Source organism: Kitasatospora sp. UYEF31, from assembly GCF_057291755.1.
Genome location: NZ_JBXAWK010000017.1, coordinates 41,338 through 67,786, shown reverse-complemented (window position 1 = coordinate 67,786; position 26,449 = coordinate 41,338). Strand labels below are relative to the sequence as shown.

At 69.0% G+C, this 26,449-nt stretch carries 14 protein-coding genes and 1 pseudogene; 4 read left to right on the top strand and 11 right to left on the bottom strand.

Going from position 1 to position 26,449, the window contains the following annotated elements:
- Positions 1-117 precede the first annotated feature (117 nt).
- Positions 118-357 carry a hypothetical protein gene (locus AC0Z36_RS11320; RefSeq protein WP_485462651.1) on the bottom strand — a complete coding sequence of 80 codons (240 nt, stop codon included), beginning with the start codon at positions 355-357 and terminating at the stop codon, positions 118-120.
- 38 nt (positions 358-395) lie between these two features.
- Between AC0Z36_RS11320 and AC0Z36_RS11315 the strand changes: the two genes are divergently transcribed.
- On the top strand, positions 396-818 hold the full coding sequence (locus AC0Z36_RS11315) for a hypothetical protein (protein WP_485462650.1): 423 nt from the start codon (positions 396-398) through the stop codon (positions 816-818).
- Between the two features lie 60 nt (positions 819-878).
- On the opposite strand, the gene AC0Z36_RS11310 is transcribed toward AC0Z36_RS11315, so the two are convergent.
- The 6 genes and pseudogenes from AC0Z36_RS11310 to AC0Z36_RS11285 all read right to left on the bottom strand — a co-directional run bounded on the left by AC0Z36_RS11310 (position 879) and on the right by AC0Z36_RS11285 (position 6,720).
- Positions 879-1,739 carry a TIGR04222 domain-containing membrane protein gene (locus AC0Z36_RS11310; RefSeq protein ID WP_485462649.1) on the bottom strand — a complete coding sequence of 287 codons (861 nt, stop codon included), beginning with the start codon at positions 1,737-1,739 and terminating at the stop codon, positions 879-881.
- A gap of 51 nt (positions 1,740-1,790) precedes the next feature.
- Positions 1,791-2,992: pseudogene (locus AC0Z36_RS11305) on the bottom strand (MbnB/TglH/ChrH family RiPP precursor modification enzyme).
- Between the two features lie 158 nt (positions 2,993-3,150).
- The gene (gene msrB / locus AC0Z36_RS11300; RefSeq protein WP_485462648.1) at positions 3,151-3,558 is read right to left on the bottom strand and encodes a peptide-methionine (R)-S-oxide reductase MsrB; all 408 of its coding nucleotides are present in this window, start codon (positions 3,556-3,558) and stop codon (positions 3,151-3,153) included.
- Between the two features lie 149 nt (positions 3,559-3,707).
- Positions 3,708-5,147: a UDP-N-acetylmuramate--L-alanine ligase gene (murC, locus tag AC0Z36_RS11295; RefSeq protein ID WP_485462647.1), complete on the bottom strand. Its 1,440-nt coding sequence runs from the start codon at positions 5,145-5,147 to the stop codon at positions 3,708-3,710.
- A 170-nt stretch (positions 5,148-5,317) separates the two neighbouring features.
- The gene (locus AC0Z36_RS11290) at positions 5,318-5,791 is read right to left on the bottom strand and encodes an indole-3-glycerol phosphate synthase (protein ID WP_485462646.1); all 474 of its coding nucleotides are present in this window, start codon (positions 5,789-5,791) and stop codon (positions 5,318-5,320) included.
- Positions 5,792-5,970: 179 nt separating this feature from the next.
- Entirely contained in the window at positions 5,971-6,720 is a 750-nt protein-coding gene (locus tag AC0Z36_RS11285; RefSeq protein ID WP_485462645.1) for a pyrimidine reductase family protein, read from the bottom strand.
- Positions 6,721-7,191: 471 nt separating this feature from the next.
- Between AC0Z36_RS11285 and zapE the strand changes: the two genes are divergently transcribed.
- Positions 7,192-8,199 carry a cell division protein ZapE gene (gene zapE / locus AC0Z36_RS11280; RefSeq protein WP_485462683.1) on the top strand — a complete coding sequence of 336 codons (1,008 nt, stop codon included), beginning with the start codon at positions 7,192-7,194 and terminating at the stop codon, positions 8,197-8,199.
- Positions 8,200-8,634: 435 nt separating this feature from the next.
- Entirely contained in the window at positions 8,635-9,504 is an 870-nt protein-coding gene (locus AC0Z36_RS11275) for a PPK2 family polyphosphate kinase (protein WP_485462682.1), read from the top strand.
- Positions 9,505-9,567: 63 nt separating this feature from the next.
- Here AC0Z36_RS11275 and treZ read toward each other — a convergent pair whose 3' ends face one another.
- From treZ to AC0Z36_RS11255, 4 genes are all read right to left on the bottom strand, one after another.
- Positions 9,568-11,328, bottom strand: coding sequence for a malto-oligosyltrehalose trehalohydrolase (gene treZ, locus AC0Z36_RS11270; RefSeq protein ID WP_485462644.1), 1,761 nt, complete (start codon positions 11,326-11,328; stop codon positions 9,568-9,570).
- Positions 11,329-11,345: 17 nt separating this feature from the next.
- Positions 11,346-13,910 (bottom strand): malto-oligosyltrehalose synthase, encoded by a 2,565-nt coding sequence (gene treY, locus AC0Z36_RS11265; RefSeq protein WP_485462643.1) that lies wholly within the window; start codon positions 13,908-13,910, stop codon positions 11,346-11,348.
- A gap of 154 nt (positions 13,911-14,064) precedes the next feature.
- A complete protein-coding gene (locus AC0Z36_RS11260; RefSeq protein ID WP_485462642.1) occupies positions 14,065-17,337 on the bottom strand; it encodes an FG-GAP-like repeat-containing protein in 3,273 nt (1,090 codons plus the stop codon).
- Positions 17,338-17,725: 388 nt separating this feature from the next.
- Positions 17,726-18,934 (bottom strand): hypothetical protein, encoded by a 1,209-nt coding sequence (locus AC0Z36_RS11255; RefSeq protein WP_485462641.1) that lies wholly within the window; start codon positions 18,932-18,934, stop codon positions 17,726-17,728.
- Between the two features lie 521 nt (positions 18,935-19,455).
- On the opposite strand from AC0Z36_RS11255, the gene AC0Z36_RS11250 reads away from it, so the two are divergent.
- A complete protein-coding gene (locus AC0Z36_RS11250) occupies positions 19,456-26,403 on the top strand; it encodes a polymorphic toxin-type HINT domain-containing protein (protein WP_485462640.1) in 6,948 nt (2,315 codons plus the stop codon).
- Positions 26,404-26,449 lie beyond the last annotated feature (46 nt).

Genomic DNA, 26,449 nt, shown 5'->3' with positions numbered 1-26,449 from the left:
GGGTGGTGACTGTGCGAGTAGTGGCTGGGCGCGGTGGCTGGGCGCGGTGGCCGGGCGTTGGAACTGTGCGTCGGGACTTTGTACGGGTGAACTGACCGGTGGGGTCGTCGCCGTCGGTCAGTCGCCGCCGCAACCGCCGCCACCCCCGCAGGAACTGGAACCGCAGGAACCGGAACTGCACGACGAGGACGAACAGGAGGAAGAGGAGTCGCCGCCGCCGCCGGAGTGCCACCAACCGTCGCTACTACCGCTGCTACCGCCACCGCCACCGGCACCGCCTCGTTTTATCGCGATGACGGCGCCCACCACGATGACTATCGGGATGATGCCGAAGAGGATGAATCCGAAGTTGCTCATGTTCGTCGCCTCCATCGTGTGGTTCTGCCAGCCGGGAAGTGGATCAGGTACTCGACGAGCAACTGCTGCTGGACGAGGAGCAGGAAGAACTGCTGCTACAGGAGGAACTGCTGCACGATGAGGACGAGGAGCAGGACGACCCCGACGAACTGCACGAGCTGTGCTGGTGCCGGTGGTGGTCCGGTGAGGATCCGGAACAGGACGACGGCGGGGGCGAGGAGTGCGGATTCCCGGGAGTCCCGGGAGTCGCCCACCACGCCAGGTCACTCGGGGAGCCGCCGCCCGGACCGTACCCGCCGCGCGGGATGGGGGGCCGGGACATCCCGTTGCGGGCCCGGCGCACGGCCCGTCTGACCAGGAAGACGACAAACACCACGGGGAGGACCATGAACAACAGGAGCACGACAATGGGAGTCATGACTGCGGTGTCACCTTTCGAACGGCCGGCTAATCGGAACTGACCGGATCTGACGGTCTTCCCTCGATGTTCTTCCTTGCCGGGCAAGCCTGGTGACGGTCTCTCAGCTGCCGCAGCCCCCGCCACCGCAGCCGTTCCCGCAGCTTCCACCGTGTCCGCCACCGTCACTGCCCCCGCCGCAGCCGATGGCTGATCCACCGTCCGCGGCGGTGGCCGGCGCGTTCAGGACCGGATACAACGGATCGTCGGATATGGCGCTGAGCCCGACCAGGGCCACCGCCCCGGCCACGAGTACGGGCGTCGCCCCCAGCCGACCGGGCACCTGCGGCCGGGCCCGCACCAGTGCGTCGACGCGCCGCTTGCCCACCGGCGTCACCCGGTTCACCGAAACGAGGTAGACCAGCACGCCGATCATGCCCAGGCAGACGGCCAGGAGCCCAAGCACCAGCACCGTGGAGCCGAACGCCGCGTACGGGACGGGTGTCGTCGCACTGCCGGCCACCAGGACCAGCAGGGCCAGCCCGGCACTCGCCTTCATCGGCCCGTACGACCGGGGAAGGATCAGCCCGTCCACCGCCAGCCGGTCGCCGATGCCGCGCACGGCTTCGGATTTCACCAGGCCTGAGGGCAGGGCCAGGTCCTTCACCGTGTTCAGCCGCGTGTGTCGGGCGGCGGCCAGGACCGCGCGCTCGACGGTGTCTGACGCGGCATCGCCGGCCGGGACGGTGAGCCTGCCGTCCTCGGACCCGATGTGCAGGCGCCCCTCCCGCTGAAGCTTGACCAGTGCGGTGTCCACCACCCGCCGGGGACCGCCCGTGAGGTAGGCCGTTTCGTACACGTCGAGGTCACGCGCGGGGTCGCCGCCCGGCTGCGGACCCGGGCCGCGTACGGCGATCGGGGCCAGTGCCAGGGAGGTGATGACCGCAAGGCCGACGACGATGAACCACAGGACGGCTGCGGCCATGGTGTTGTTTCCCCGTTCGCTGCTCGGTGTTCGGTGTTCGGTGTTCGGTGTTCAGCGGGTTCTGCGGGGGATGAGGCCGCTCACGTGGTCGGCCAGCCGGCGCAGCCGGCCCGGCCGTGGCGGCAGCATCCCACGGGCCAGCCGGCGGCCGATGTGCCGCTCCGCGGCCAGCCAGTAGACGAACCCCAGCGCGTCGGCCCGCGAGCCCGCCACCGGCTTGGGGCGGCCGTCGGCGAAGGCGGAGAACAGCGGCGCGAAGCGGTCACCCAGCGCGTCGAGGAGCTGCGCCGGGACGATCCTGGCGGTACTGTCCCGGCGCTTGGCGATGAGCGCCCGGCACTGGGCCTTGATCCGGGCCGGGTCAAAACCCTCTGGTACGGGCCCACCCGCGACCAGGGCGGCCAGGAGCTCCTCCTGGCGGAGTGCCAGGCGTTCGCGGGCGGTCATGCGCGGCTCCGGTGACGGTCCGTCACCGCGCGGATCGCGTTCAGCTCCGCGGCCAGCGCGTCGGCGGCGGGGAAGTTGTCGTCGCGTTCGAGCAGTACCCGGGGCGGGGCGTGCCGCGCGCACAGCATGTCGAGGACTTCGAGCACCGGCTCGGCGAGCGGGTGCGCGTGGGTGTCGTGCCACAGGCCGTCGCGCAGGAGCCCGCCGGCGACGTGGACGTACGCGACCGCCTCCAGGGGCAGTTCGTCCAGTTCGGCCGCCGGGTCCAGGTTGTGGTTCACCCGCTCGGTGTGCAGGTTCGCAACGTCGATGAGCAACCGTACGCCGGTCATCTCCACCAGCTCCGCCAGGAACTGGCCTTCGGTCAGTTCGTTGTCCGGCCAACTGAAGAGGGTCGCCGGGTTCTCCAGCGCGAGCGGGACGGGCAGGGAGTCCTGGGCGCTCCTGATGTTCTCGGCGACGACGGCGAGTGAGTCGCGGGTGCGGGGGACCGGCAGCAGGTGCCCGGCTTCCAGGCCGCCGGCCCGGACGAAGGCCAGGTGCTCGCTGACCAGTGGGGCGTCCAGCGCGACCGCGAGGGCGGCGAGCCGTTCCAGACGGGCCGGGCCGGGCCGCTCGGCACCGCCGATGCCCAGGGAGACGCCGTGCGGGATGACCTGCGTGCCGCGCTCAAGGAGGCGGCGCAGTGAGCCGGGGAGGTGCCCGGGGCAGATGTTCTCGGCGACGACCTCGACGAAGTCGACGTGGGGGAGCCGTTCCACGGCCAGGTCGATCTCCGGCCGCCAGCCGATGCCTACTCCGGTCACCGCACACCTCCTGAGGTTGTCCCTGAGGCGATGATCCCGGTTGGAACGTCTGTTCAACTACGCGGAAGTCCCTACAGATCGGGTGGACCGACGTGGAGGAGACCCGGACCCGGCCGCAGCCGCCCGGGTCCGGGTCTCCTCAGCGAACCGGAGGGCTGTCAGCCCGCGTCCGGCTCCAGTTTCAGCGACACGGAGTTGATGCAGTAGCGCTGGTCGGTCGGGTTGCCGTAGTCCTCGCCCTCGAAGACGTGCCCGAGGTGGCCGCCGCAGTTCGCGCAGCGCACCTCCGTACGCACGGTGCCCATGCTGCGGTCCTCGATGTACTCCACCCGGTCCTCGGCCAGCGGCGCGAAGAACGACGGCCAGCCACAGTGGCTGTCGAACTTGGTGTCCGAGCGGAAGAGCTCGGCATCGCACGCGCGGCAGCGGTAGACGCCGGTGGTCTTCGTGTCGGTGTACTCACCGGTGAAGGGACGCTCCGTACCGGCCTTGCGCAGGACCTGGAACTCCGCGGGGCTGAGCTGGGCCTGCCACTCTTCGTCTGTCTTTTCGACTTTGTACGCCATGGAGCCATCAAAACACGTGCTTGTTGCCGGATGTCCGGCGGCTGCTGATCGTCACCGGCACGTAAGGACCCGCGCGCAGCTTCCCGGGACTGAACGCGCCGGAGCCGCAGTGCCGTCCAGCACACTCCGACGCCGGCGTGTCTTCAGCTTCAGCGCTGTTCGATCGCCGCCAGGATCTCCGGACCGAGCAGCGTCACGTCGCCCGCGCCCATGGTGAGCACCAGGTCGCCGGGGCGGGCGATCCGCGCGACGACGGCCGGGACGTCGGCGAGCCCGTGCTGCATCCGGACCAGTCCGCCGGCCTCAAGCGCCGCGTGCGCGACGATGTGGCTGGTGATGCCGGGAACCGGGTCCTCGCGCGCCGGGTAGATGTCCATGACGATCCCGATGTCCGCGGCGGCCAGCGCCCGGCCCATCTCGACCCCCAGTTCCTGCGTACGGGAGAACAGGTGCGGCTGGTACACGGCGATGACCCGGCCGTTGCCCGAAGCCTGCTGGGCGGTCTCCAGGTCGGCCGCGATCTCCGTCGGGTGGTGGGCGTACGAGTCGACCACCCGGACGCCGTTCACCTCGCCCTTGAGCTGGAAGCGGCGCCGTACGCCCCGGTAGTTGCCCAGGCCTTCGGCCATCCTCCCGGTGTCGATGCCCAGCGCGCGCCCGGCGGCCAGAGCCATCACGGCGTTGGAGGCGTTGTGTCGCCCCGGCACCGCGATCTCGAACGTCTGCTCGATTGTTTCGGATGTCCCAGGCTCAGCCTTGGTCCTTACGGTGATCTTCGCGGCCAGGCCGTGCGGCTCGTACCCGACCAACTGCAGGTCAGCGCCGTCGGACTCGCCGACCGTGACGGTCCTGAGCCCGGGGAGCGACACCGCGACCCGCTTGTGCAGCGCCTTCGCGCCCTTGTCGTCCGCCGACAGGATCAGCGTGCCGCCCGGCGTGATCCGGTGCGCGAAGATCTCGAACGATTCGTACACCGCGTCGAGGTCGGCGTAGTTCGCGTGGTGGTCCAGTTCCACGTTCAGCACGATCGCCACTTCGGGCGCGTACTTGTGGAAGCTGCGGTCCGACTCGTCGGCCTCCGCCACGAAGATGTCGCCCACACCGTGGTGCGCGTTCGACCCGGCCTCGTTGAGGTCCGCGCCGATCGCGAACGACGGGTCCAGGTTCAACGACGTCAGACTGACCGCCAGCATGCTGGTGGTGGTGGTCTTCCCGTGGGTGCCGGCGACGGCGACCGAGCGGCGGCCGTCCATCAGCCGGGCCAGCGCGTCGGCCCGGTGGACCACCGGCACACCGCGCTCCCGCGCGGCGACGAGCTCGGGGTTGTCGGCCCGGATGGCGCTGGACACGACGACGGCCGTGGTCCCTGCGGGCACGTTCGCCGCGGCGTGGCCGACATACACGTCACAGCCGAGCTGACGAAGCGACAGCATCAGCGTCGAGTCCTTGGCGTCGCTGCCCGACACCTTCGCGCCGCGCAGCGCCAGGATCTTGGCCAGACCCGACATCCCCGCACCGCCGATACCGATGAAGTGCGGGCTGCCCAGGTCGGCCTGGGGCGCGTCCGCGGGCGCGGTGGCAGAGGACATGCGGGGTTCCTTCCGGCTGAGGGATGACAGGGACGATTCTGCCGTATCCCGGACCTGTGCCGTTTCCGGACTTGAGCTGCCAGAAGGCCGGAGTCACCCGCCGGGCGGAACCAGGGGCGCTCCGGAACCGACGGGTCCGCACCCGGTACGGCGTCGGCTCCGGGGCGTGGTCAGGCGCTGTGCGCGTACAGCTTCAGGACCGGGACCCCCACCTGGTGCCGGGCCCGGGAGGCCCAGTCGCGGTGGAAGAACTCTTCGATCAGGTGCGGATCAGTGAGGACGATCACCTCGTCGGCGTTGTGCTTGTCGACGGCTTCCTTGAGGTAGTCGAGCGGGTCCTCCCCCGGGGCGGTGTCACCGGCGGCGTCGGCACCCGCGTCGCGCAGCGCCTGCACACTGGCCTGCAACGTCAGTTCCGACGGCTCTTTCGCGTCCACTTCGTCGGGGGAGACGGTCAGATCCTCGGCGGCCCGCTCGCCGTGCCCGAGAGCCGCGTCGTCCAGGGCCTTGAGCAGCCTGCGGTGGTCGGCCCGGCCCGGCATCAGCACCACGAACCTGGTCTCGACGCCCTCATGCAGGTTCGTGACCAGCTCGACATCGGTGGGGTTCAGGAACTTCTCAGTCAGCAGGACGATCGTGTACACGCGACTTCTCCACTTCCAGGCATGACATTGAATCCGTCGGTTCGGCGGATGGACTGCGCCCCCACGCTGTCCCCTCAGGCTGTTTCCCCAGGATGGGTGGAATACGCGGTGCCGTGTGTCACGTAGCCCATCGGTGACCGGATTTGTCACTGCAACGGGTGGTTCCCGGCCATCCGGCTTTACGTACGGACGTACCGCCCGAACAGGAACCCGTCGTCCTCCAGGAGCGACCCCAGGGCGAACCGCTGCGGGGTCTCCAAGAGCGGCCCGGACAGCATGCGGGTGGCATCCCCAGCGGTCAGCAGGGGGCCGAGGGCCAGACACAGCTCGTCGACCCGCCCTGCGGTGACCAGCCCGGCCAACAGGTGGGGTCCGCCCTCAGTGAGCATCCGGGTCCAGCCGCGCTCGGCGAGGGCATCCACCGCCTGACCGAGGTCCACCTGTTCTTGACCGGCCACGATCACATCGCAGACCTCGGCAGCGCGCCCCGCGGCCTCCCGGTCGGCCGCCTCACACGTGATGACGACCGGGGGCGCGACCGCCCCCGTGAACAACGGCGCGGAGAAATCCAGCGCCAGACTCCGGGTGACGATCGCGATCACCGGCACCGGCAGCCGCCCGGCGGCCTGCCGCACCGGGGCGTACCCGGCCTGCGGCTGCGGCGGCCGGTATCCCTCCACCCGCACGGTCGACGCCCCCACCAGGACCACATCGGCCAGCCCGCGCAGCGCGCCGAAGATCTTCCTGTCCGCGGGGGAGGACAGTGCGCCGGACAACCCGTCCGGCCCCTGCGCGGCCCCGTCCAGACTCGACACCATGTTCGCCCGCAGCCACCTGCCACCCCGGTCCACCAGGTCCGGATAGGCGTACACGGCATCGATGTCGACCGGTGCGTCGGGCTGCTGGGAGGCGGGGATCAGGCTGCGCATGTGATCGAGTGTGGCAGTTCTGATGCCGGCTCCAAGCGCGGACGTGATCCTCTCTGATGCCGGCTCCAAGCGCGGACGTGATCCTCTCTGATGCCGGCTCCAAGCGCGGACGTGATCCTCTCTGATGCCGGCTCCAAGCGCGGACGTGATCCTCACGTCCCCGTCGCTGCGCTCCGGGGCCGTTCGGCGTCCGCGCGTCGCCGGAAGAGACTGCGTCCGCCGCCGAGCTGCGCCGGCTCCTTCGACGCGCTCCTTCGCTTCGCTCAGTCGCTCTTCGGCGTCCGCGCGTCGCTGGGTCAGGCCGCGTCCGCCGCCGAGCTGCGCCGGCTCCTTCGACGCGCTCCTTCGCTTCGCTCAGTCGCCTCAGGGTGGTGTGGCTGGGAGGCCGCGCGCCCATCGGGGTGCCGGTGCCGCGAGCAGGGCGGAAACCGGAGGGTACGCTGGTTGATCGTGTCCACAGTGTCCCTAGCCATGCGCCGTCCGGTCGTCCCCGCCGACCGTCTGGTAGCCGAGATGGTCCCGCCGCCGCGCTTCGCCGCCGCGCGCTTCAGCACCTACATACCCGACGCCGCGCAGCAGAGCCAGACAGCGGCCGTCCGCCGTCTGGAACAGTTCGCCGCGGCACTCAACGCCGGTGACGGAGCGGGGAAGAAGCGCTGGTTCAAGAAGGCGTCCGAGCCCGGCCCCACCGGTATCTACCTCGACGGCGGCTACGGCGTCGGCAAGACCCACCTGCTGACCTCCCTGTGGCACGCGGCCCCGGGCCCGAAGTCGGTGTGCACCTTCGTCGAACTGACGAACCTGGTCGGCGCGCTCGGCTTCCAGCAGACCGTGCAGGCCCTCTCCGGGCACCGGCTCCTGTGCATCGACGAATTCGAACTCGACGACCCGGGCGACACCGTGCTGGTGTCCAGCCTCCTGGGCAAGCTGGCCGACGCGGGCGTGAAACTCGCCGCCACGTCGAACACCCTCCCGGACAAGCTCGGTGAGGGCCGCTTCGCGGCCCAGGACTTCATGCGCGAGATCCAGGGCCTGTCCGCCCGGTTCGAATCCCTGCGCATCGACGGCCAGGACTACCGCCACCGCGGCCTGCCCGGCGCCCCGGCGCCGCTCGACGACGACCAGGTCACCGCGGTGGCACAGCGCACCGCGAACGCGGCCCTCGACGACTTCGTGCCGCTGCTCCAGCACCTGTCCGAAGTCCACCCCAGCCGCTACGGCGCGATGCTCGACGGCGTCGAAGGCGTGTACTGGCGGGGCGTGTGCACCGTGCCGGACCAGGCCACCGCGCTGCGCCTCGTGGTGCTCGCCGACCGGATGTACGACCGGGAGCTGCCGGTCCTCGCCTCGGGTGTGCCGTTCGACAAACTCTTCACGGACGAGATGCTCAAGGGCGGCTACAAGAAGAAGTACCTGCGGGCGATATCCCGGCTGGTCGCGATGGCCCGCGAGGGCGCGGGCAAGGTGCCGACGGCCTGACGGCCTGGGTGGTTGACCGCTTGACGGCCTGACTGCTTGACGGCTTGACGGCCTGACGGCCTGGGCGTCTGGGCGTCTGGGCGGCGGCCGGAGTGCTCCGAACGGCCCTGCCCGGCCTGCGGTAGCCCTTCTCGTACGCGATGATCACTGGAACTGTGTCCTGGGGAACAGGGCTGATCCGGCGAGTGCGGCGGAGGGTGACGGGCGATGGCGGACAAGAAGTCGGCGAAGAAGAAGGACACCGTGGGCGGCGAAGCCGTGGTCCAGCTCGCAGACAAGCGCGAGTCCGGCAAGCGCGACTCCGACAAACACAAGCCCGACCGCCACAAAGGCGGTGGGCACAAGCAAAGCGCCACCCAGGGCAAGTCGAAGAAGTCCGCCGACGAGATCAAGAGCAAAAAGAAGGGCAACGTCGTACGGCCGCTCCTCACCGTCGTGCGCGAGATCGTCCAGGTCGAACCCCTGCCCCTCGGGTCCGTGCGGGACGCGCTGCGGGTGCCTCACGGGCCCGTCGACCTGGCTGACTACGACACCCGCGCCACCCCCGTCTTCCCCGGCGGCAAGGAGGAGGCCGCGCGCGACATCGCCGCGATGGCCCCGGTCCTGGCCGAACTCCAGGAACGCCTGTACGCCCAGGCCACCGGCGGCTCACCGCGCCGCGTCCTCCTGGTCGTCCAGGGCATGGACACCTCCGGCAAGGGCGGCGTGGTCAAGCACGTCATCGGCCAGTTCAACCCCTCCGGCTGCCACATCACCGCGTTCAAGGCGCCGACCAAGGAAGAGCGCGACAACCCCTTCCTGTGGCGCATCCGCAACGCGGTCCCCAAGCCCGGGGTGATCGGCGTGTTCGACCGCTCGCACTACGAGGACGTCCTCATCGCCCGGGTGCGCAACCTCGTGCCGCGCACCGTCTGGTCGCGGCGCTACGCCACCATCAACCGCTTCGAGCAGGTCCTCGCCCAGGAGGGTGTCCGGGTCGTCAAGGTGTTCACCCACATCAGCGCGGACGAGCAGAAGGAACGCCTGACGGAACGCCTCGAACGCCCGGACAAGTACTGGAAGTTCAACCCGGGCGACATCGACGAGCGCGCACTGTGGCCCGCCTACCAGGAGGCCTACGGCGTCGCCCTGGAGAAGTGCAGCACGGACGCCGCGCCCTGGTACGTCGTCCCGTCGGGGCGCAAGTGGTACCGCGACTGGGCGGTCAGCCGGCTGCTCCTGGAGACGCTCACCGAGCTCGACCCGCAGTATCCGCCGGCCGGCTTCGACGTCGAGCACGAGCGGGCCCGCCTGCTGGCGACGTGACGGCCGCCGGTTCCTGACCGGGTGCCGGATCATCTCGGCTGACCGTGATGATCCGTCACCCGGTCAGGAAGGCAGCAGCCGGACCACCGCCGCCGACCGGCCCGGCAGCTCCAGCATCGTCCCCACCAGGCCCTCGCGGATCGACGCCCCCGGGTCCCAGGCCGCCTCGATCCGCGCCCTGCCCACCCCCATCGGCACGTTGACCGGCCGCTCGGCCAGGTTCACCGCCGTCCGGAACGCGCCGCGGTGCAGCGTGAACCAGCCGACCGAGTCGTTGTGTGAGACCTCGACCCGGTGCAGCGCCGGATCGGACAGGTCAGCGTACGAACGGCGCAGCGCGATCAGCGTCCGGTACCAGTCGAGGAGCCGGGCGTGCTCCGGTTGCTTGGGCTCGTCCCAGTCAAGACGTGAATCGCGTACGGTCTGCGCGCTCTGCGGGTCCGGGATCTGGTTCTCGTCCCAGCCGTGCTCCGCGAACTCCCGCCGCCTGCCCTGCCGTACGGCTTCGGCGAGGTCCTCCTCCTGATGGTCCGTGAAGTACTGCCACGGCGTGGTGGCGCCCCACTCCTCGCCCATGAACAGCATCGGTGTGAACGGTGAGGTGAGGACCAGGGCGGCGCCCGCCGCCTGGATGCCCGGCTCCACGGTGGCGGAGATCCGGTCCCCGACCGCCCGGTTGCCGATCTGGTCGTGGTCCTGGAGGTAACCGAGGAACCGGTGCCCGGGGAACCGCGAAGTGTCCAGCGGACGCCCGTGGTTCCGCTCCCGGAAGGTGGACCACGTGCCGTCGTGCAGCCACACCTGCGTGAGCGTCTTCTGCAACACCGCCATGGAGCCGAAGTCGGCGTAGTATCCCTGGTGTTCGGTGGTCAGCAGAGCATGCAGGGCGTGGTGGAAGTCATCGCTCCACTGTGCGTGCATCCCGTGGCCGCCGTTTTCGCGCGGGGTCACCGTACGCGGATCGTTCAGGTCTGATTCGGCGATCAGGAACAGCGGCTTCCCCAGCGCGGTCCCCAGCCGGTCCACCGCTTCGGACAGTTCTTCGAGGAAGTGCACCGCCCGGTTGTCGGCCAGCGCGTGCACGGCGTCCAGGCGCAGGCCGTCCACGTGGAAGTCCCGCAGCCACGCCAGCGCGCTGCCGGTGAGGAAGTTCCGCACCTCGTCGGAGCCGGCGTCGTCCAGGTTCACCGCCGCGCCCCACGGCGTGCGGTAACGCTCGGTGAAGTACGGGCCGAACGCCGGCAGTTGGTTGCCCGCCGGGCCCAGGTGGTTGTGCACCACGTCGAGGACGACGGCCAGGCCGCGGGCGTGCGCCGCGTCGACAAAACGTTTGAACGCCCGCGGGCCGCCGTACGGTTCGTGCACCGACCACAGGCACACCCCGTCGTAACCCCACCCGTGCCGGCCGGGGAAGGAGGCCACCGGCATGACCTCCACATGGGTCACCCCGATGTCGACAAGGTGGTCAAGGCGTCCGACCGCGCCGTCGAAGTCACCCTCCGGGGTGAACGTGCCGACATGCATCTCGTACACGACCCCGCCCGGCAGGGCCCGCCCGTGCCACGCCTGGTCGGTCCACTCGAACCGGTCGTGGTCGAACACCCGGCTGGGCCCCCCGGGGCCCTCCGGCTGCCGCCGCGAACGCGGATCGGGCAGCCGCGGGCCGCTGTCCACCGAAAACCAGTAGTCGTCGCCGTGCTTCACCGACGGCCAGTCCGCCGACCACCAGCCGGCCCGCGGTCCGGGCCGGAGTGCCCGCCGCCGTTTACCCACCAGGACATCCACCGACGACGCAGCCGGCGCCCACACTTCGAACCGGGTCATTCAAGCCTCCTCGCGAATCAGTGGGCGGTTTCCCCGTCGAGGGGACCTGTAGACACCTCTTCGCGCACCAACAACGCGACCGGCAGATCCGGCGGCTCTGCGCCGAGCAGGCCGTCCAGGGAGACTTCACCCTCGTACGAGTCACGTCCGGTCAGGACGTCCCGCCACCGCCCCGGCGGCAACGGCAGCGCCGTCGAGCCCCAGCCGCCCGTCAGCTCCAGGCTCACCGGAAGCCGGGTCGCCACCGCGATTACGCCCCGCGGTCCGCCGCGCTGGAACGCCACCGCGTGTGCCGCCGCCGGACCGTGCGCGGCCACCGGATCGTACGGGCCTTCGAACCACTGGGGCTGCGCCCGGCGCAACCGCAGCACCCGTGAGGTCACCAGCAGTTTGTCCGCGCTCAGCGGGAAGACTCCCGGCAGCCACGGCGGCTCCCGCCACGCGTTCGGGTCCTCGGCCGGATCGGAGACGTCGTCGTCCAACTGGGCGAGCAGCGCCGCCCGCATCCCGATGTCCACCGGGTCCCGGTTGTCCGGGTCCACCAGTGTCCGCAGCCGCACCTCGCCGCCCTGGTAGACGTCCGGCACCCCCGGCATGGCCAACTGCACCAGCTTCGCGCCCAAGGACACACACCGCTCGAACGGCTCCACCCGCTCGGCGAACGCGAACATCCGCGTGGTGATCTCCGGATCGCCCAGGACGCCGCGCAGATAAGCTTCAAGGCCCTGCTCGTATTCGGCGTCCGGGTGTGTCCACGACGTCGACCGCGCTGCCTCGCGCGAGGCTTTCACGACATAGGCCACCGCGCGGTCCGGTTCGATCGACCAGGCGCCGAAGAGGGTCTGCCACATCAGATAACGGTCGTACGGGTCCGGAGTCCGGCCGTGCACGTGCCTTGTCGCCGTGGTGTCCCACTCCCGCACCTGCTCCGCCCACGCGTCCGGCAGCTCGGCCAGGGCCGTCAACCGGGCCCGTACGTCCTCACTGCGCTTCGTGTCGTGCGTCGACAGCGTGGTCATGGACGTCGGGTGGGTGCGCGACATCCGCTCCGCGTAGGCGTGGAAACCGTCCAGGCTGGTCCCGAACAGATTGGGCGCACCGCCCACTTCGTTCATCGAATCGAGTACGTGCCACCGGTACAGGGCCCGGTCCTCGCCGCCCTTCGCCGCCACGGCGGCCGCGGTCTGGGCGAACCGTACGGTGAACTCCTCGGAACCCGCGGTCAGACCGAGCGCGGCATCGGCGATCAGCCGCGCCGTGGCGTGCAGTTCCGGTGGGACATCGGCCAGGGCGCGGGCCAGGACCAGCGCCGAAGTGGCGTCCGGCGTGCCGGGTGTGACGTATGGCCGGTACACCGGAACGCCGGCGAGCAGCGCCCGCAGCGCCGCGGAACGGTCGGCCCCGAATGCGCCGATCCGCTCCAGCACCCGCTCCAGGCGGGCGGTTTCGGCCTTGAGGGAGTCGGCGAGAACTTCAAGTTTCGACGCGCGCGCGAGTTCCTCGAACAGGCCGACTGAACCCCCTGCGCTGTGCCAGCCCGGGGGGCGACCCCCGGGTCCCCCGGGTCCCCCGGTGAACGAATGGTGCAGCGCCTGCAACGGCTGCTCGCCGCCGGGATCGATGAACAGCCCGTCCACCCGCCGCAGCGCGTCGTACCCCGTCGTCCCGTCGCACTCCCAGTCCGGGGACAGTTCCTCATCGCCCGTCAGGATCTTCTCCACGATGATCCAGGTGTCCGGACCGGCCGCCTCGCGCAGCGTGCGCAGGTAGCCGTGCGGATCGGCGAGACCGTCCGGATGATCGATCCGCAGACCCTGGACGAGTCCTTCCCGGACCAGCTGGAGGATCTTCGTGTGGGTCCCGGCGAAGACCTCGGGGTCCTCCTGGCGCAGGCCCATCAGCGTGGTGATGGTGAAGAACCGCCGGTAGTTGACGCTGCTGTCGGCTTCCCGCCAGTACGCGAGCCGGTAGTTCTGCGCGTCCAGCAGGTCCCGGATCGGCAGTTTGTCCGTTCCGTTGCGGATCGGGAAAGTGTGCTCGTGGTAGCGCAGCACAGTCCCTTCGTCGGGAGCCGTCGCCGGTTCGAGCACCAGCTCGTCCAGGACCTCGTCGAGCGGGGAACCCAGGAACGGCATGAGGATCTTCCCGCCGCCGGCCTCCCAGTCGACGTCGAACCACCGCGCGTACGCGGACTGCCGCCCGCGGCACAGGACGTCCCACAACTGTTTGTTGAGGCGCTCAGGGGCCGGCACGGCCATGTGGTTGGGCACGATGTCCACGACAATGCCCAGGCCGTGCGACCTGGCCTTGGCCGCCAGTTCGCGGAACCCGGCCTCCCCGCCGATCTCCGGATTGACCGCGCTGTGGTCCACCACGTCGTACCCGTGTGTGGAACCTGGCACGGGCGTCAGGACCGGCGACAGGTGCAGGTGGCTGACGCCCAGCGAGGAGAGGTACGGGACCACTGCCGCGGCTTCGGCGAACCCGAACGACGGCTGCAACTGGAGCCGGTAAGTGCCGGTGGGCGGCCGAAGGACTGCGGGTCGCGCGTCGTTCGGTGTCCCACCCTGTGAAGACGTCATGCCGTGAGGTGTTCCCCACGGGCAGGGGTGTCACGCGGAAGGTCGGTTGCGATCGGGTCTCCACGGCGGGCCGGAGTGCGCTGTGGCCCGGCACTCCGGGGGGTCCGGGGTGCTGGGCCACAGTCTCGGCTAGTGGTTCATGTGATCTGTCAGATCACCACCGTCCGGGGGCGATGGCCCAGCTCGGTGTGTTGTTGGTGAGCTTGCCTTCGGGGGTGCCGAGGAAGGTGAACGCGGTGACGTAGTAGTCGCCGTAGGTGTAGAGGGAGAAGGCGTCGCCGCGTCCGTCGCCGTTGACGTCGCCGACCAGCAGCGGGCCTTGTGCGGCCTGCCAGTTGCCGTCGCCGGAGTCCCAGCGGACGGTGGTGGTGCCGAATCCGCCGTCGGGGTTGGCGGTGATGGAGTACAGGGCGGTGCGGGAGTTGCCGTAGTCGTAGACGGCGGCCAGGTCGGCGCGGCCGTCGCCGTTGGTGTCGCTGGCGGCGAGCTGGACGCGGGGGCGGTCCCAGGATCCGTTGGGGACGTGCCAGCTGCTGGTGGGGGCACTGAATCCGCCACCGGCCTGGGCGAGCCAGGTGAACACGGTGGCGGAGCCGCCGTCGTACAGGTACATGGCGGCGACGTCGGTGCGGCCGTCGCCGTTGAAGTCCCCGGCGGTGTAGCGGGCGTCACTGTAGCGCCAGTTGCCCGCACCGATGTCGTAGTTCTTGACGGGGGCGTTGAAGCCCCCGTCGGTGCGGGAGGCGAAGGTGTGCAGGGCGATGCTGTCGTTGGCGTTGCCCACGACGGCGATGAGTTCGGCGCGTTTGTCGCCGGTGGTGTCGCCGGCCAGCAGGGTGGTGCGGTCGAAGTCCCAGCCGGTGGCCTGGGTCCAGGATTTGACGGGGTTGGTGAAGCCGCCGTCGGCGCGGGACAGCCAGGTCGACAGTTCGACCTTGCCGTCGGTGTACTTGTACAGGGCGGCGATGTCGGCGCGGCCGTCGCCGTTGAAGTCCCCGGAGGTGTACTTGGCGCCGGTGACGCACCAGCCGCCCGGGGCGGACTTCCACGATTCCGTGGGGGCGGTGAAGCCTCCGTTGCCCTGGCTGAGGTGGGTCCACAGTCCTGCGGTGCACTGGCCGTAATCGATGACCGTGGCCATGTCGGCGCGTTTGTCGCCGTTGAAGTCGCCGGTCAGCGTGGTGCGGGGTGTGGGAGCCGCTCCGGTGCCGTGGGTGTAGCCGGTGACGCCGCCGCCGTAGTCGTTCCAGCGCAGGTAGCCGCCCTGGAAGTCATTGCGGGATCCGGCGGGCACGACGTACTCGTCGGAGGTCGGGAAGCCGAGCCAGCCGTTCTCCCAGCCGTTGGCTGCCCAGGTGGAGCGGAAGGCCATCCGGACGGTGTGGGCGCCGGTTCCCGGGCTCCAGTAGACGGAGGCGGTATCGGCACTGTCGCCGGGACGGCGGAAGTGGTTGAACCGCCCGGGCTTGTTCGGGGTGGCGGTCTCGTCGGTTGAGGGGTATCCGAGGACGGCGGGCCCGCCGGTGGCGAGGTAGCGCTGGTAGACCAGGCCGTGGACCTCGTGGCCGCCGGTGTCCCAGTTCCAGGTGATCGCGCCGGGTCCGGTGCTGGGGGCACCGGCGAAGGTGGTGATCCAGGCGTCCTTGCCGCCGTAGGTCAGGTGCTGTTCGTCGGAGGTTGGGTAGCCAAGGAAGCCTTTTTCCCAGCCGAGTGCGGCCCATTTGTCGCGGCTGCCGCCGCCGATTGCCCAGGCTCCGGTAACGGGGTGCCAGTAGATGGAAACGGGCACGTTGCCGTCGACCCAGCGGAAGTGCGCGGCGCGGCCGACGCCGTCAGGGAGGCTAAACACCCCGGAGTCGGGGATGAGCTTGCCCGGGCCGCCGAGCTGTTTGAACTTGGCCAGGATCGCCCCGCACAGCGTATCGCCGTCGTGGACTTCACAGGTGGACCAGGGGGTGCCGACGTCAGCGATGGTACGGGCCGTGTCGAAGGCGCTTCCGTCACGCAGGACACGTCCGGGGAACAGGACCAGGCGTCCGTCGCCGCTGCGGCCCCACAGGTCGGCGGGCCCGGCCGAGGTGGCGGGGTTGCCGTCGTCCTCGAAGTCACCGTCGGAGGACAGGACGGGGTAGGCGGAGGTGGTGAAGCCGGTGCCGATGCGGACCCGGGCGGCCTGGTTTCCGAGACCGGTGACGTCGCCGGCCTTGGACGGGTACTGGAACAGGTCGCCGGTGTCGCTGTTGCGGGCCCACAGGTCGGGCAGGCCGTCTCCGGTGGTATCGCCGGGCGCGGCCAGGGTGAATCCCTGGGTTCCGAGGCTGCCGATCCGGGTGGCCTTGCTGAACATCCCGGTGGTGCGGGTGCCGTGGAACAGCCACAGGTCGGCGTTCCTGGTGCCGGTGCAGTCGTCCTCTAAGGTGATCAGGTCGTACCGGCCGTCGCCGTCGACGTCACCGGGGGCCAGAAGTTGCTTGACCCGGGACCAGCCCAGAGCTTCCGGATCGGCGTAGGTGGTGCACTTCTTGTCGGCTGCGGCGGGGTCGGTGCAGGTTTCGGGGCGCGACGACGGGCTGCGGTGACCGGCGGTGAAGTACTGCCCGCTGTTGGCCGTCAACCCCCGCTCGGCGGGGCTGAGGTCGGTGCTGAAACTGCTGAGGTACATGTAGAGCGTGTCGGAGTCCGGGGCGTGGGCCCACAGGTCGTCGAACTTGATGCCGTTGCCGCCGCGGTGGGTGGTCTGGGCGCTCACCCAGGACATGCCGTCGGGTGCTTGCGGCGGGCTGGAGGCGAACGTGGCCCCGGCGGCGGGGTCGGTGTTGACGGGGTAGATGCGCAAGGAGCCGTCGTCACTGTTCGTGACCAGGTCCACGGTACCGTCGCCGGTGATGTCGCCCAGGACGGTCTTGGCGTTGGGGTTGGCGGGGGCGTAGAAGCTGTAAGACGTGGGCTGGGAGCGGTTGCCGGCCCAGTCGACGCTCTGGACGCTGAGGGTGTTGGTGCCCCAGTTCTGGACGGGCAGGTCTTTGATCTTCCAGCCGTTGTCCCAGACGGCCGTTGAGGCACCGCCGGTGGGGATGGTGCCGTTGAGGGAGTACTCCAGGGTGTGGACACCGGAGAGATTGTCGGTGGCACTGAGGTTGAAGGTGCCGGTGCCGCCGGCGAACTTGGTGGCGCCGGGGATGCTTCCGGCGGCGGGGAAGTCGGTGGACGTGACGGTGGGGACGGACGGCGGGGTGCGGTCGATGCTGAACCTGCAGCCACCGATGGGGTCTGAATCCAGTTTGCTGTCATTGCCCTTGGCGGTCCACTGGTAGGTGTGGCCGTCGGTCAGGGTGCCGATGGCAGTGGACGCCTCGTGGTCGTTGGCGCCCCAGGAGACCCATCCGCTGTCGTGGACCAGGGCGTTCCCGGCGGATTCGTCACGCACGTTGAACAGGACTTGTCCGTTGTCGCCGTCGGGGTCGCTGACCCTGGCGAAGAGGCGGATGCCGCCGGCGGCGGGGTTGACCGCGCCGATCCAGCCGCAGTTGCCGTTCCAGCCGTTGACCGGCTGGGGGTCTGTGCGCAGGCCGTAGGGCGGGTTGGGCTTGCGGTTGTAGGTGATGCCCAGGACGGCGTTGCGGGAGAAGCGCTTGAACCGGGCAGTCTCGTCCTCGTTGTTGGCCTGGAGCCCGATGGTGACGACCGGGGCGGACCCGTCGATCTTCCCGGTGTCCAGCTGGAAGGAAGTGTCCTTCTGGTTGCATCTGCTGTTGGGGTTGGGGCCGCTGGGTACCCCGTAGCCGCCGGCGACGACACCGCCCGAGGGCTTGTTGTCACCAGACGGTGTCGGTGCCGATCCGGGTGTTGTTGAAGACGACCGCGTTGGTCCAGGGCGCGTACGCGCAGTCCCAGTTCGACGAGTAGGTCTGTGTCGCCTTGAACTCGGCGCCGGTGATCTGCGCGCCGGCGGGGAGGCCCATGTCGAAGCGCCAATAGGTGCGTTCGGTGCCGTTCTTGGCCTGGTAGGTCTGGTTGCCGACGCCCGGGTCGTAGTCGGTGTTGTACCAGAAGGACGTGGTCGGGTGGCCGGAGTGGACGTAGGTGGAGTACACCTGCGGCCGGTTCCACCCGGGGTCCAGGAACAGCGGGAAGACGGTGTCCGCACTGTCGAGCAGGGCCGGGTCGGGCGTCAGCTCCAGGGCGCCGCCGGTGAACTTCGCCGCGATGGGCGCGGTCCTGGCCGCCGTGCCGGGCTGCCTGGCGGTCGACTGTGCGGGAAGTCCGCTTTCTGCCCCCGGCTGGACGTCGATGGAGGCGGTGCGGGATTTCGCATTGCCGGGACCCGCAGTGGTGGAGTCCCAGCCCCGCGGGGTGGCGGCCTGGAAGACTGTTGTCCCGTCGGCTGCGGTCGCGGTGAGCTTGTCGGAAGCCGCGTTGAGGGTCAGGCCCTTGACGGTGGTTTTCAGCCGGAGGGTTTTGACCTTCGGGTTCTTGGCCGCGGCGGGGGTCTTGACGATCAACGTGTGAGTGAATCCGCCGAATTCGGTGGCGGTGACCTTCAGGTCGACGTCCGGCAGGACGGCCGGGTACAGGGCACTGTCGCCCTCCAGCTTCGGGGCCGGGAGGGAGTCGGGCCAGGTGAAGGCGAGGGTCTGGTCGCCCTCGGTGAGGGTGGCCAGCGTGTTGGTACCGCCGCCGGAGAAGGAGACGTTCCCCGCGGCGGCCTTCGGGCCGATGGTGCCGTCGGCCGCCTTGGCCAAGGTGGCGTCCAGCGGCACCCAGGCGGTGCCGTGCTTGACCCGGGTGGGGGCGGCGGTGCGGGTCAGGGTGAAGGTGCCGTCGGGGTTGGCGGTGACGGTGTCGGTGGGGGTGGTGGACTCGGGGACGGGGGCGGGTTTTCCGGTGGTCCGGGCTTTGGCGGAGGCGGTCTGTTCGGCGGTGCGAGTGTCGGTGGGGGCGGTGGCCGGATTCGCACCGCCGGGTGCGGCGGCGGCTGCCGGCAGCATCGGCAGGGCGGCGGTCAGTGCGACGCTCAACGTCACGGCGACAAGGCCGGGGGCGGCGCGGGTTTTTCGGGTACGCCGGATCGGCGGATGTCCTATCAGGGGAGTCCTTACAAAGGGGTGTGGGGCACAGGAATGCGCGAGTGCGCAGCTGCGCGCGGACGCTATGCCCAAAGTCGACCGACCGTCAAAGGGTGCGACTCTGTGACCGAAGCCACATCTATGACGGAGCGTCATGCGTCGTGACTCGATTTGACGGTGCGTTACTGCATTTCGAGATCCACATAGAGGTAGGGGATCGCCAAAGCGGGACAAGCTGAATGAATAGGCCGGATGTCGACACGGGGGAGCGATTCCGCATTCCGTGCCGAAGAACACGAATCCCCGGGGAACTGCTATTGCCTGACGGATCATCAGGTCCCTAGTCTGCGCCGCATCTTCTGATCTTCGACGGCTTGCGGGGTGCGGGCCGTCTCCATGGTGGGGGCCTGCTTTTCATGCTGCCGTTTTCCCGGCGTCGCCTTCGTGCGCGCACATCCACATCGCGTAGATCCCTGGTCGTGCTGGCGGTGACGCTGGGGCTGCTGGTGCCCACCGCGTCCGCGCAAGCCGACTTCGAGGACGGCGAAACGTGGTCACCGCGGCCGCTCGAGGAGACCGTGTCGGTCGGCGGGCACACCGCCCCCAGGACGAAGCCGAAGCCCCTGACTGGCGACGGGCACCCGGCCTGGACGGCCCCCACGGCGGTGTGGCCCCGGGCCGCCGACGTGGAGGCGGTCCCGGCTCCGTTGCCCGCGAGCGGGCAGCGCGCCGTCGGGTCGCCGTTCAGCGCTCCGGTGCCGCTGGTCGCGCCGCAGGGCAAGGTGGCGGGTACCCCGGTGTGGATCGCCGGTGTCAGGAGTGATGCTGGATCCGGTGCCCTGCAACTGACCGCCGGTGCGGATGCCCCCGCCGCCCCGGGCAAAGTCAAGGTCGCCGTCGCGGATCAGAAGACCGCCCAGAAGGCCGGAGTCGACGGCCTGCTCCTGACGCTCGACCGCACCGACGGCCGCACGGACGCCGGGCGGGTCACCGTCGGCGTCGACTACGCAGCCTTCGCCGGGGCGTTCGGTGCCGACTGGGCCTCGCGTCTGCGGCTGGTTGCCCTGCCCGCATGCGCCCTGACCACCCCCGGCCTGCCGCAGTGCGCCACCCGCACCCCGGTCCTCGCCTCGCGCAACGACACGAAGGCCAAGCAGGTCGTCGCCGAGGTGGACCTGCCCGCCGCCACGGCCCCCGCGCCGGACGCCGACGCCCGGACGAAGTCCGCGACCGCGGCCCGCGGCGGGGCGACGGTGCTGGCCGCCGAGGCCGGCCCGGCCGGGGCGTCCGGCGACTACAAGGCCACCAGCCTGGCGGCGTCCGGGTCGTGGACCGCCGGTGGGAACTCCGGTTCGTTCAACTGGAGTTACCCGGTTCCGGTGCCCCCCGCCCTGGGCGGCACCGCCCCCAACGTGAGCCTGGGCTACAGCTCCGCGAGCGTGGACGGGCGGACCTCGTCGACCAACAACCAGTCCTCATGGGTCGGTGAGGGCTGGGACTACAGCCCCGGCTTCGTGGAGCGTTCCTACACCCCGTGTTCGAAGGACGGGCAGGAGCACACCGGTGAGCAGTGCTGGTCGCCGAAGAACGGCCTGACCCTGTCGCTCAGCGGCAAGTCCGCCACCCTGGTCCAGGACGACACCACCAAAGTATGGAAGCTGCAGGACGACCCGGCCTCCAAGGTCGAGCAGCTGACCGGGGCTAACAACGGCGACAACGACGGCGAGCACTGGAAGGTGACGACCGGCGACGGCGTCCGGTACTTCTTCGGCGCGAACTTCAAACCAGGCAGCGGCAACACGGGCACCCAGACCAACTCGGCGTGGACCGCCCCCGTCTACGGCAACAATGCCGGGGAGCCGTGCAACAAGGCCTCCGGCTTCGCCGACTCCTTCTGCCAGCAGGCCTGGCGGTGGAACCTCGACTACGTGATCGACGCCCGCGGCGGCCTGGTCACCTACACCTGGGCCAAGGAGACCAACACCTACAAGCGCGGCGCGGTGCTGGTCGGGTCCGGGACGCTGACGGACTACACCCGGGGCGGCTACCTCACCAAGATCACCTACGGGTCCAAGGCCACCGGCACCGGCCAGCCCACCGCGCAGGTCCTGTTCGACACCGCCGAGCGCTGCATTCCCACGACGGGGGTGGACTGCGCCCCGGCGCAGATGACCAAGGCGAACGCCAAGAACTGGCCCGACACGCCCGTCGACCTCAAATGCGCGTCCACCGGCGCCTGCGAGAACTTCTCGGCGACGTTCTGGAGCACCCGTCGCCTGACGAAGATCACCACGCAGGTGCTCGTCGGATCCGTCTACCAGAGCGTGGACGAGTTCGCCCTGGACCAGGAGTTCCCCGAACCGGGCGACGCCTCCACCCCCGCACTGTGGCTCAAGTCCGTCACCCGCACCGCCGTCGACGGCAGTCAGCGCACCGCCGTGCCGTCTGTCGACTTCACCGGCACGTTTATGAGCAACCGCGTGGACAGTGCCACCGACGGCTCGCCGCCGCTCAACCGCCGCCGGCTCACCGGCGTGACCAGCGAGACCGGCGGCCAGACCACCGTCCGCTACAACGCGCCGGGATGCACCGCGTCCGCGCTGCCCACAGCCGATGCCAACACGCAGGCGTGCTACCCGATGTGGTGGAACTACAGTGACGGCGCAAACCCGGTGGTGCACTGGTTCCATAAGTACACCGTCGCCGACGTCACCGAGCACGACTCCACCGGCGGTGCCCCGGACCGCAACACCCGCTACGAGTACGTCGGCGGGGCGGCCTGGCACCGCGACGACAGCGAACTGATCACCGACGAGAATAAGCGGACCTGGAACCAGTTCCGCGGCTACGGGCAGGTCGTCACCCGCACCGGGGTCGCGCCTGATCCGGTGTCCAAGTCCGTCGCGTTCTTCCTGCGCGGTATGGACGGCGACACCAAGGCCGACAAGTCCAAACGGGCCGTCACCGTCACCGATTCGGCCGGGGGCATCCACACCGACAGCAACGTTCTGGCCGGGTTCGGCTACGAGTCCCAGACCTTCACCGGCGACGCCGGTACCCTGGCCGCGACGTCGCTCAGCCGCCCGTGGCTGTCCCCGGTGTTCGCCGTGCACAAGCGCACCGGACTGCCGGACCTGACCGGGCAGTTCACCCGCACCGACGAGACCCGCAGCCGGTCGGTGCTGGCCGACGGCTCCTGGCGCCAGACCCGCCAGGCCACGGTGTACGAAGGCACGTACGGTCTGCCGACCGCGGTGACCGACCAGGCCGACGGTCTGCAGGAGTACTGCACCAAGACGTCGTACGCGTCGAACACCACCGCGTGGGTCATCGGCAAGCCGGTCGAGGCAATATCTTTGGTCGGCGGCTGCGGCACCGTGCCGACCAAGGACACTGTCTCCGCCCACGCCCGCACCTTCTACGACAAACTGGCGTTCGGGCAGGTCGGCGCGATCGGCGACGTTACTTCCACCGACGCCGCCGACACCTACAATGCGGACAACACCCCGCACTGGACCACTACCGCGGTCAGCGAGTACGACGCCTACGGCCGCACGGTCAAGGTGACCAACGCGGAGCACAACGCGGTCTCCACCGCCTACGCCCCGGCCACCGGGGTGCTGCCGACGACGGTCACGGTCACCGGCCCGACCGGCTGGACGACTTCGACCCAGTACGCGGGCACCCGGAACCTGCCGGTCAAGACCACCGACGCCAACGGCCTGGTCACCGAGCAGACCTACGACACGCTCGGCCGGGGCACCGCCGTGTGGCTGCCCGGCCGGTCCAGGGCCAGCCAGACCCCGGACAAGACCTTCGCCTACGCGGTCAACAAGACCAGCCCGTTGGTGGTGACGACCCAGACTCTGCGGATCGACAAGAAGTACGCGACGACGGTCCAGATCCTCAACAGCCTCCTGCAGGAACGGCAGACCCAGGCCAGCCCGGTCAACGGCGCGACCGGCCGGATCATCGCCGACACCTTCTACGACACGCTGGGCCGCCCGGTCAAGACCAACCAGCCGTACTTCAACAACACCGCCAACGCCCCCACGGGCAACGTCTACACCGCCAACGACAATGAGGTCCCCGCCCAGGGCGGGGTGTTCTTTGACGGTATGGGTCGCACCGTCGCCGCGACGTTCTCGTCCAAGGCGATCGAGCAGTGGCGCACCACCACCGCCTACTTCGGATCGGACCGGGTCGACACCACCCCGCCGAACGGCGGCACCGCGACCACCGCCGTCTCCGACGCGCGCGGCAAGACCGGTGAACTGCGGCAGTACGACGGTGACAAACCGACCGGCACGTCGACGAAGATCACCTACGCGTACGACCCCCGGGCGCAGCTGGCGCAGGTCACCGACCCGGGCGGCAACACCTGGAAGTACACCTACGACTTCCTGGGCCGCAAGACCCGGACCGAGGACCCCGACAAGGGCCCCTCGGACACCGTGTACGACCTGGTGGGCCGGGTCATGTCCACCACCGACGCCCGCGGGCAGACCCTGCGTTACGGCTACGACCAGTTCGGCCGCAAGACCGCGATGTGGCAGGGTGACGCCACGGACGCAAACCTGCAGGCCGCGTGGACGTACGACCGGCTGTCCGGCGGCCTGGGCCAGGCCGACGGCTCGACCCGCTATGTCGGCGGCAAGGGCGGTGCGGCGTACACCGCGCAGATCACCGGGTTCGACGCCCAGTCCTACCGCCCGACCGGCTCGAAGACCACCATCCCCGCAACAGAGGGAAACCTCGCGGGGACGTACGAGTCGACGTCCACCTACGACAAGATCACCGGCCAGGTCAGGAGTAGCACCCTGCCGGGAATCGGCGGGATGCCGGCCGAAACGCTGACCTACAGCTATCTCAGCGGCGGCCAGCTCCTGTCGATGAGCAGCGTCAACGACACCTACCTCAACCGGGCCTCCTACGACCAGTTCGGCCGCTCCCAGCGGGCGACGGTCGGGGACACGCCACTGCAGGTGGCGCTGACGTCGAAGTACGACCCGGCGACCGGCCGGCTGCTGTCCACCCAGCTGGACAAGGAGACCGGCACCACCATGGCGGTGGACACCACCTCCTACACCTACAAGCCGTCCGGTGACGTCACCTCCGTCAGCACCCAGCGTGATACCGGGCAACGCGACACCCAGTGCTTCACCTACGACGGGACGCGCCGCCTGACGCAGGCCTGGACCGACACCAAGGGCACGAAGGAGAATCCCGCCCCGTCAGTGCCCGGCGTCGGCGGCTGCGCGAGCACCAGCCCCACGACCGGAGCCGCCGGCACGGTGGGCGGCACGGACGCCTACTGGCAGTCCTTCGCCTACGACGCCGTCGGCAACCGCACCCAACTGGTGGACCACAACGCGGCCGGCGACACGTCCAAGGACACGAAGACCGCCTACGACTACACCCGCGGCGGCAACCCGACGTCCCACACCCTGGCGGGGGTGACCCGCACCACCGGGACGACGCAGTCGGTCAAGACCGCCTACACCTACGACGCGGCGGGCAACACCCGCACCCGGCCCGGCGACGACGCCAACCTCCAGATCCTCGACTGGAACGCCGAGGACAAGCTCACCAAGGTCACCTCCGCCGGTACGGAGCAGTCCTATGTCTACGACGCTGACGGCGGACGGATCCTGCGGCGTGAAGGCGGCAAGACCACCCTGTATTTGGGGTCCGACGAGCTGACGCTGGACACAGTCGACGGCCAGGTCACCGGAACCCGCTACTACAACGCGGGCGGCATCGCGGTCATCCGTACGGCCGACAGTGCGGGCAAGAACACCTTGAACTACCAGGCAGCGGACCACCACGGCACCGGCACCACGGTGCTGGACACCAAGACGCTGAACGTCACCCGGCGGTCCTCCAAGCCGTTCGGCGAACAGCGCGGCGATACCCCGCCGACCCAGGCGGCGGGCACTTGGCCGGATGACAAGGGCTTCCTCGGCAAGCCGATGGACGCCACCGGACTGACGCACATCGGAGCGCGGGAGTACGACCCGGTGCTGGGGCGGTTCATCTCCGTCGACCCGGTCATGGACTTGTCGGATGCCCAGCAGATGCAAGGGTATGGATACTCGAACAGCAACCCGCTGACATATAGCGATTCAACAGGTCTGTGCTCGACAGAAAACTGCATGTGGGGTGGTGCCAGTTGTGCTGGATTCAGTGACTGCCCCATACAACCTGGAGCGACATGGGATGTTTCTGGGCAGCCGGGACCTGTTTCTTCAGTGGAGCCACCAGTCGAGACTGGCGATGCCGCCCAGGGTGGAAACTCTGGGCATGGAACAGCCTACGACTGTTCCCATGATCCTGACTGTGCGAGAAGTGATTACTCCACCAAAAAGAGCGGAGGGACGTACACCGGAGAAAGTGAAGGCGGAGGTTGCAGATCTTTTTTGACTGTCAGTTGCGTAAAATCCTCAGCTCAATGGGCGTGGGATAATAAGGAGACGATACTTGCAGTAGTAGAGGGAGCTATGGTCGGCGTGATTTGCGAAGCCGGTGTGACTGTAGCTACTGGCGGAGCCGCGTCGGTTCCAGCTGCTGCGGCTTGTTCTGCAGCGGGCAGTGCCACCACCGGATATCTGCTAGGAGACCGGGGCGAAGACCTAGCTGAAGATGCCGCAATGGGCGCAGCGCTAGGGGGAGTTTTTAGCCTGGCAGGTAAGTTCGGCAAAGTTCCCTGTAACAGTTTCATTCCGGGAACCGCAGTGGTTCTTGCCGACGGCTCATCTAAAAATATCGAAGATATCCATCCTGGTGACCTTCTTCTGGTGACCGACCCGGAAACCGGGGTCACCAAGGATGAACCGGTTGTCGCAACGATCCTCGGCGAAGGCCAGAAGAACCTCGTCCGGATCACTGTCGACACCGATGGTGACAAGGGTGAGGCGACAGGCTCGGTCATTGCCACCGACGGACACCCCTTCTGGGTTCCCGAACTGGGCCAGTGGATCGACGCCGGAAAACTCCAGCCAGGCAACTGGGTGCAGACATCTGCTGGTACATGGGTCCAGATCAATTCGGTCAAGGCATGGACACAGCAGCAGCAGGTTCACAACCTGACGGTCAGCGACCTGCACACGTACTATGTACTTGCTGGCACCACGCCGGTCTTGGTCCACAATGATAATGGATCCACTCCAAACTCCATTATTCAGCGAATCCAGCAAATTCAGGCTGGACAAGCCAACCCCAGGCTTAATCCGGATGGGACGCCCGATATTTTCCAGGCTCGCACCGGAACTCCTGCCTCGATCGCACGAAAGTGGGGAGGCTCTCAGATTTATGACATGGGCGATGGCGCAAATAGGTATCGGGTGCTAGTCAACAAGTATGGTGATGTTGGCTGGGTGGGTAACCACAATTACAGCAAAATAACGCCTTTCACTCCTTCGTGCTAACCAGGCGAACTGACTACGCTTGCGGGAGGTTAGAGAATTGAATCGA

What these genes read in the sequence shown, in the direction of transcription:
- murC (WP_485462647.1), bottom strand. Translation starts at nt 5,147, where the DNA reads ATGTCCTCTGCCACCGCGCCCGCGGACGCGCCCCAGGCCGACCTGGGC.
- zapE (WP_485462683.1), top strand. Translation starts at nt 7,192, where the DNA reads ATGCGCCGTCCGGTCGTCCCCGCCGACCGTCTGGTAGCCGAGATGGTC.
- treZ (WP_485462644.1), bottom strand. Translation starts at nt 11,328, where the DNA reads ATGACCCGGTTCGAAGTGTGGGCGCCGGCTGCGTCGTCGGTGGATGTC.
- treY (WP_485462643.1), bottom strand. Translation starts at nt 13,910, where the DNA reads ATGACGTCTTCACAGGGTGGGACACCGAACGACGCGCGACCCGCAGTC.
- AC0Z36_RS11320 (WP_485462651.1), bottom strand. Translation starts at nt 357, where the DNA reads ATGAGCAACTTCGGATTCATCCTCTTCGGCATCATCCCGATAGTCATC.
- msrB (WP_485462648.1), bottom strand. Translation starts at nt 3,558, where the DNA reads ATGGCGTACAAAGTCGAAAAGACAGACGAAGAGTGGCAGGCCCAGCTC.
- AC0Z36_RS11285 (WP_485462645.1), bottom strand. Translation starts at nt 6,720, where the DNA reads ATGCGCAGCCTGATCCCCGCCTCCCAGCAGCCCGACGCACCGGTCGAC.
- AC0Z36_RS11310 (WP_485462649.1), bottom strand. Translation starts at nt 1,739, where the DNA reads ATGGCCGCAGCCGTCCTGTGGTTCATCGTCGTCGGCCTTGCGGTCATC.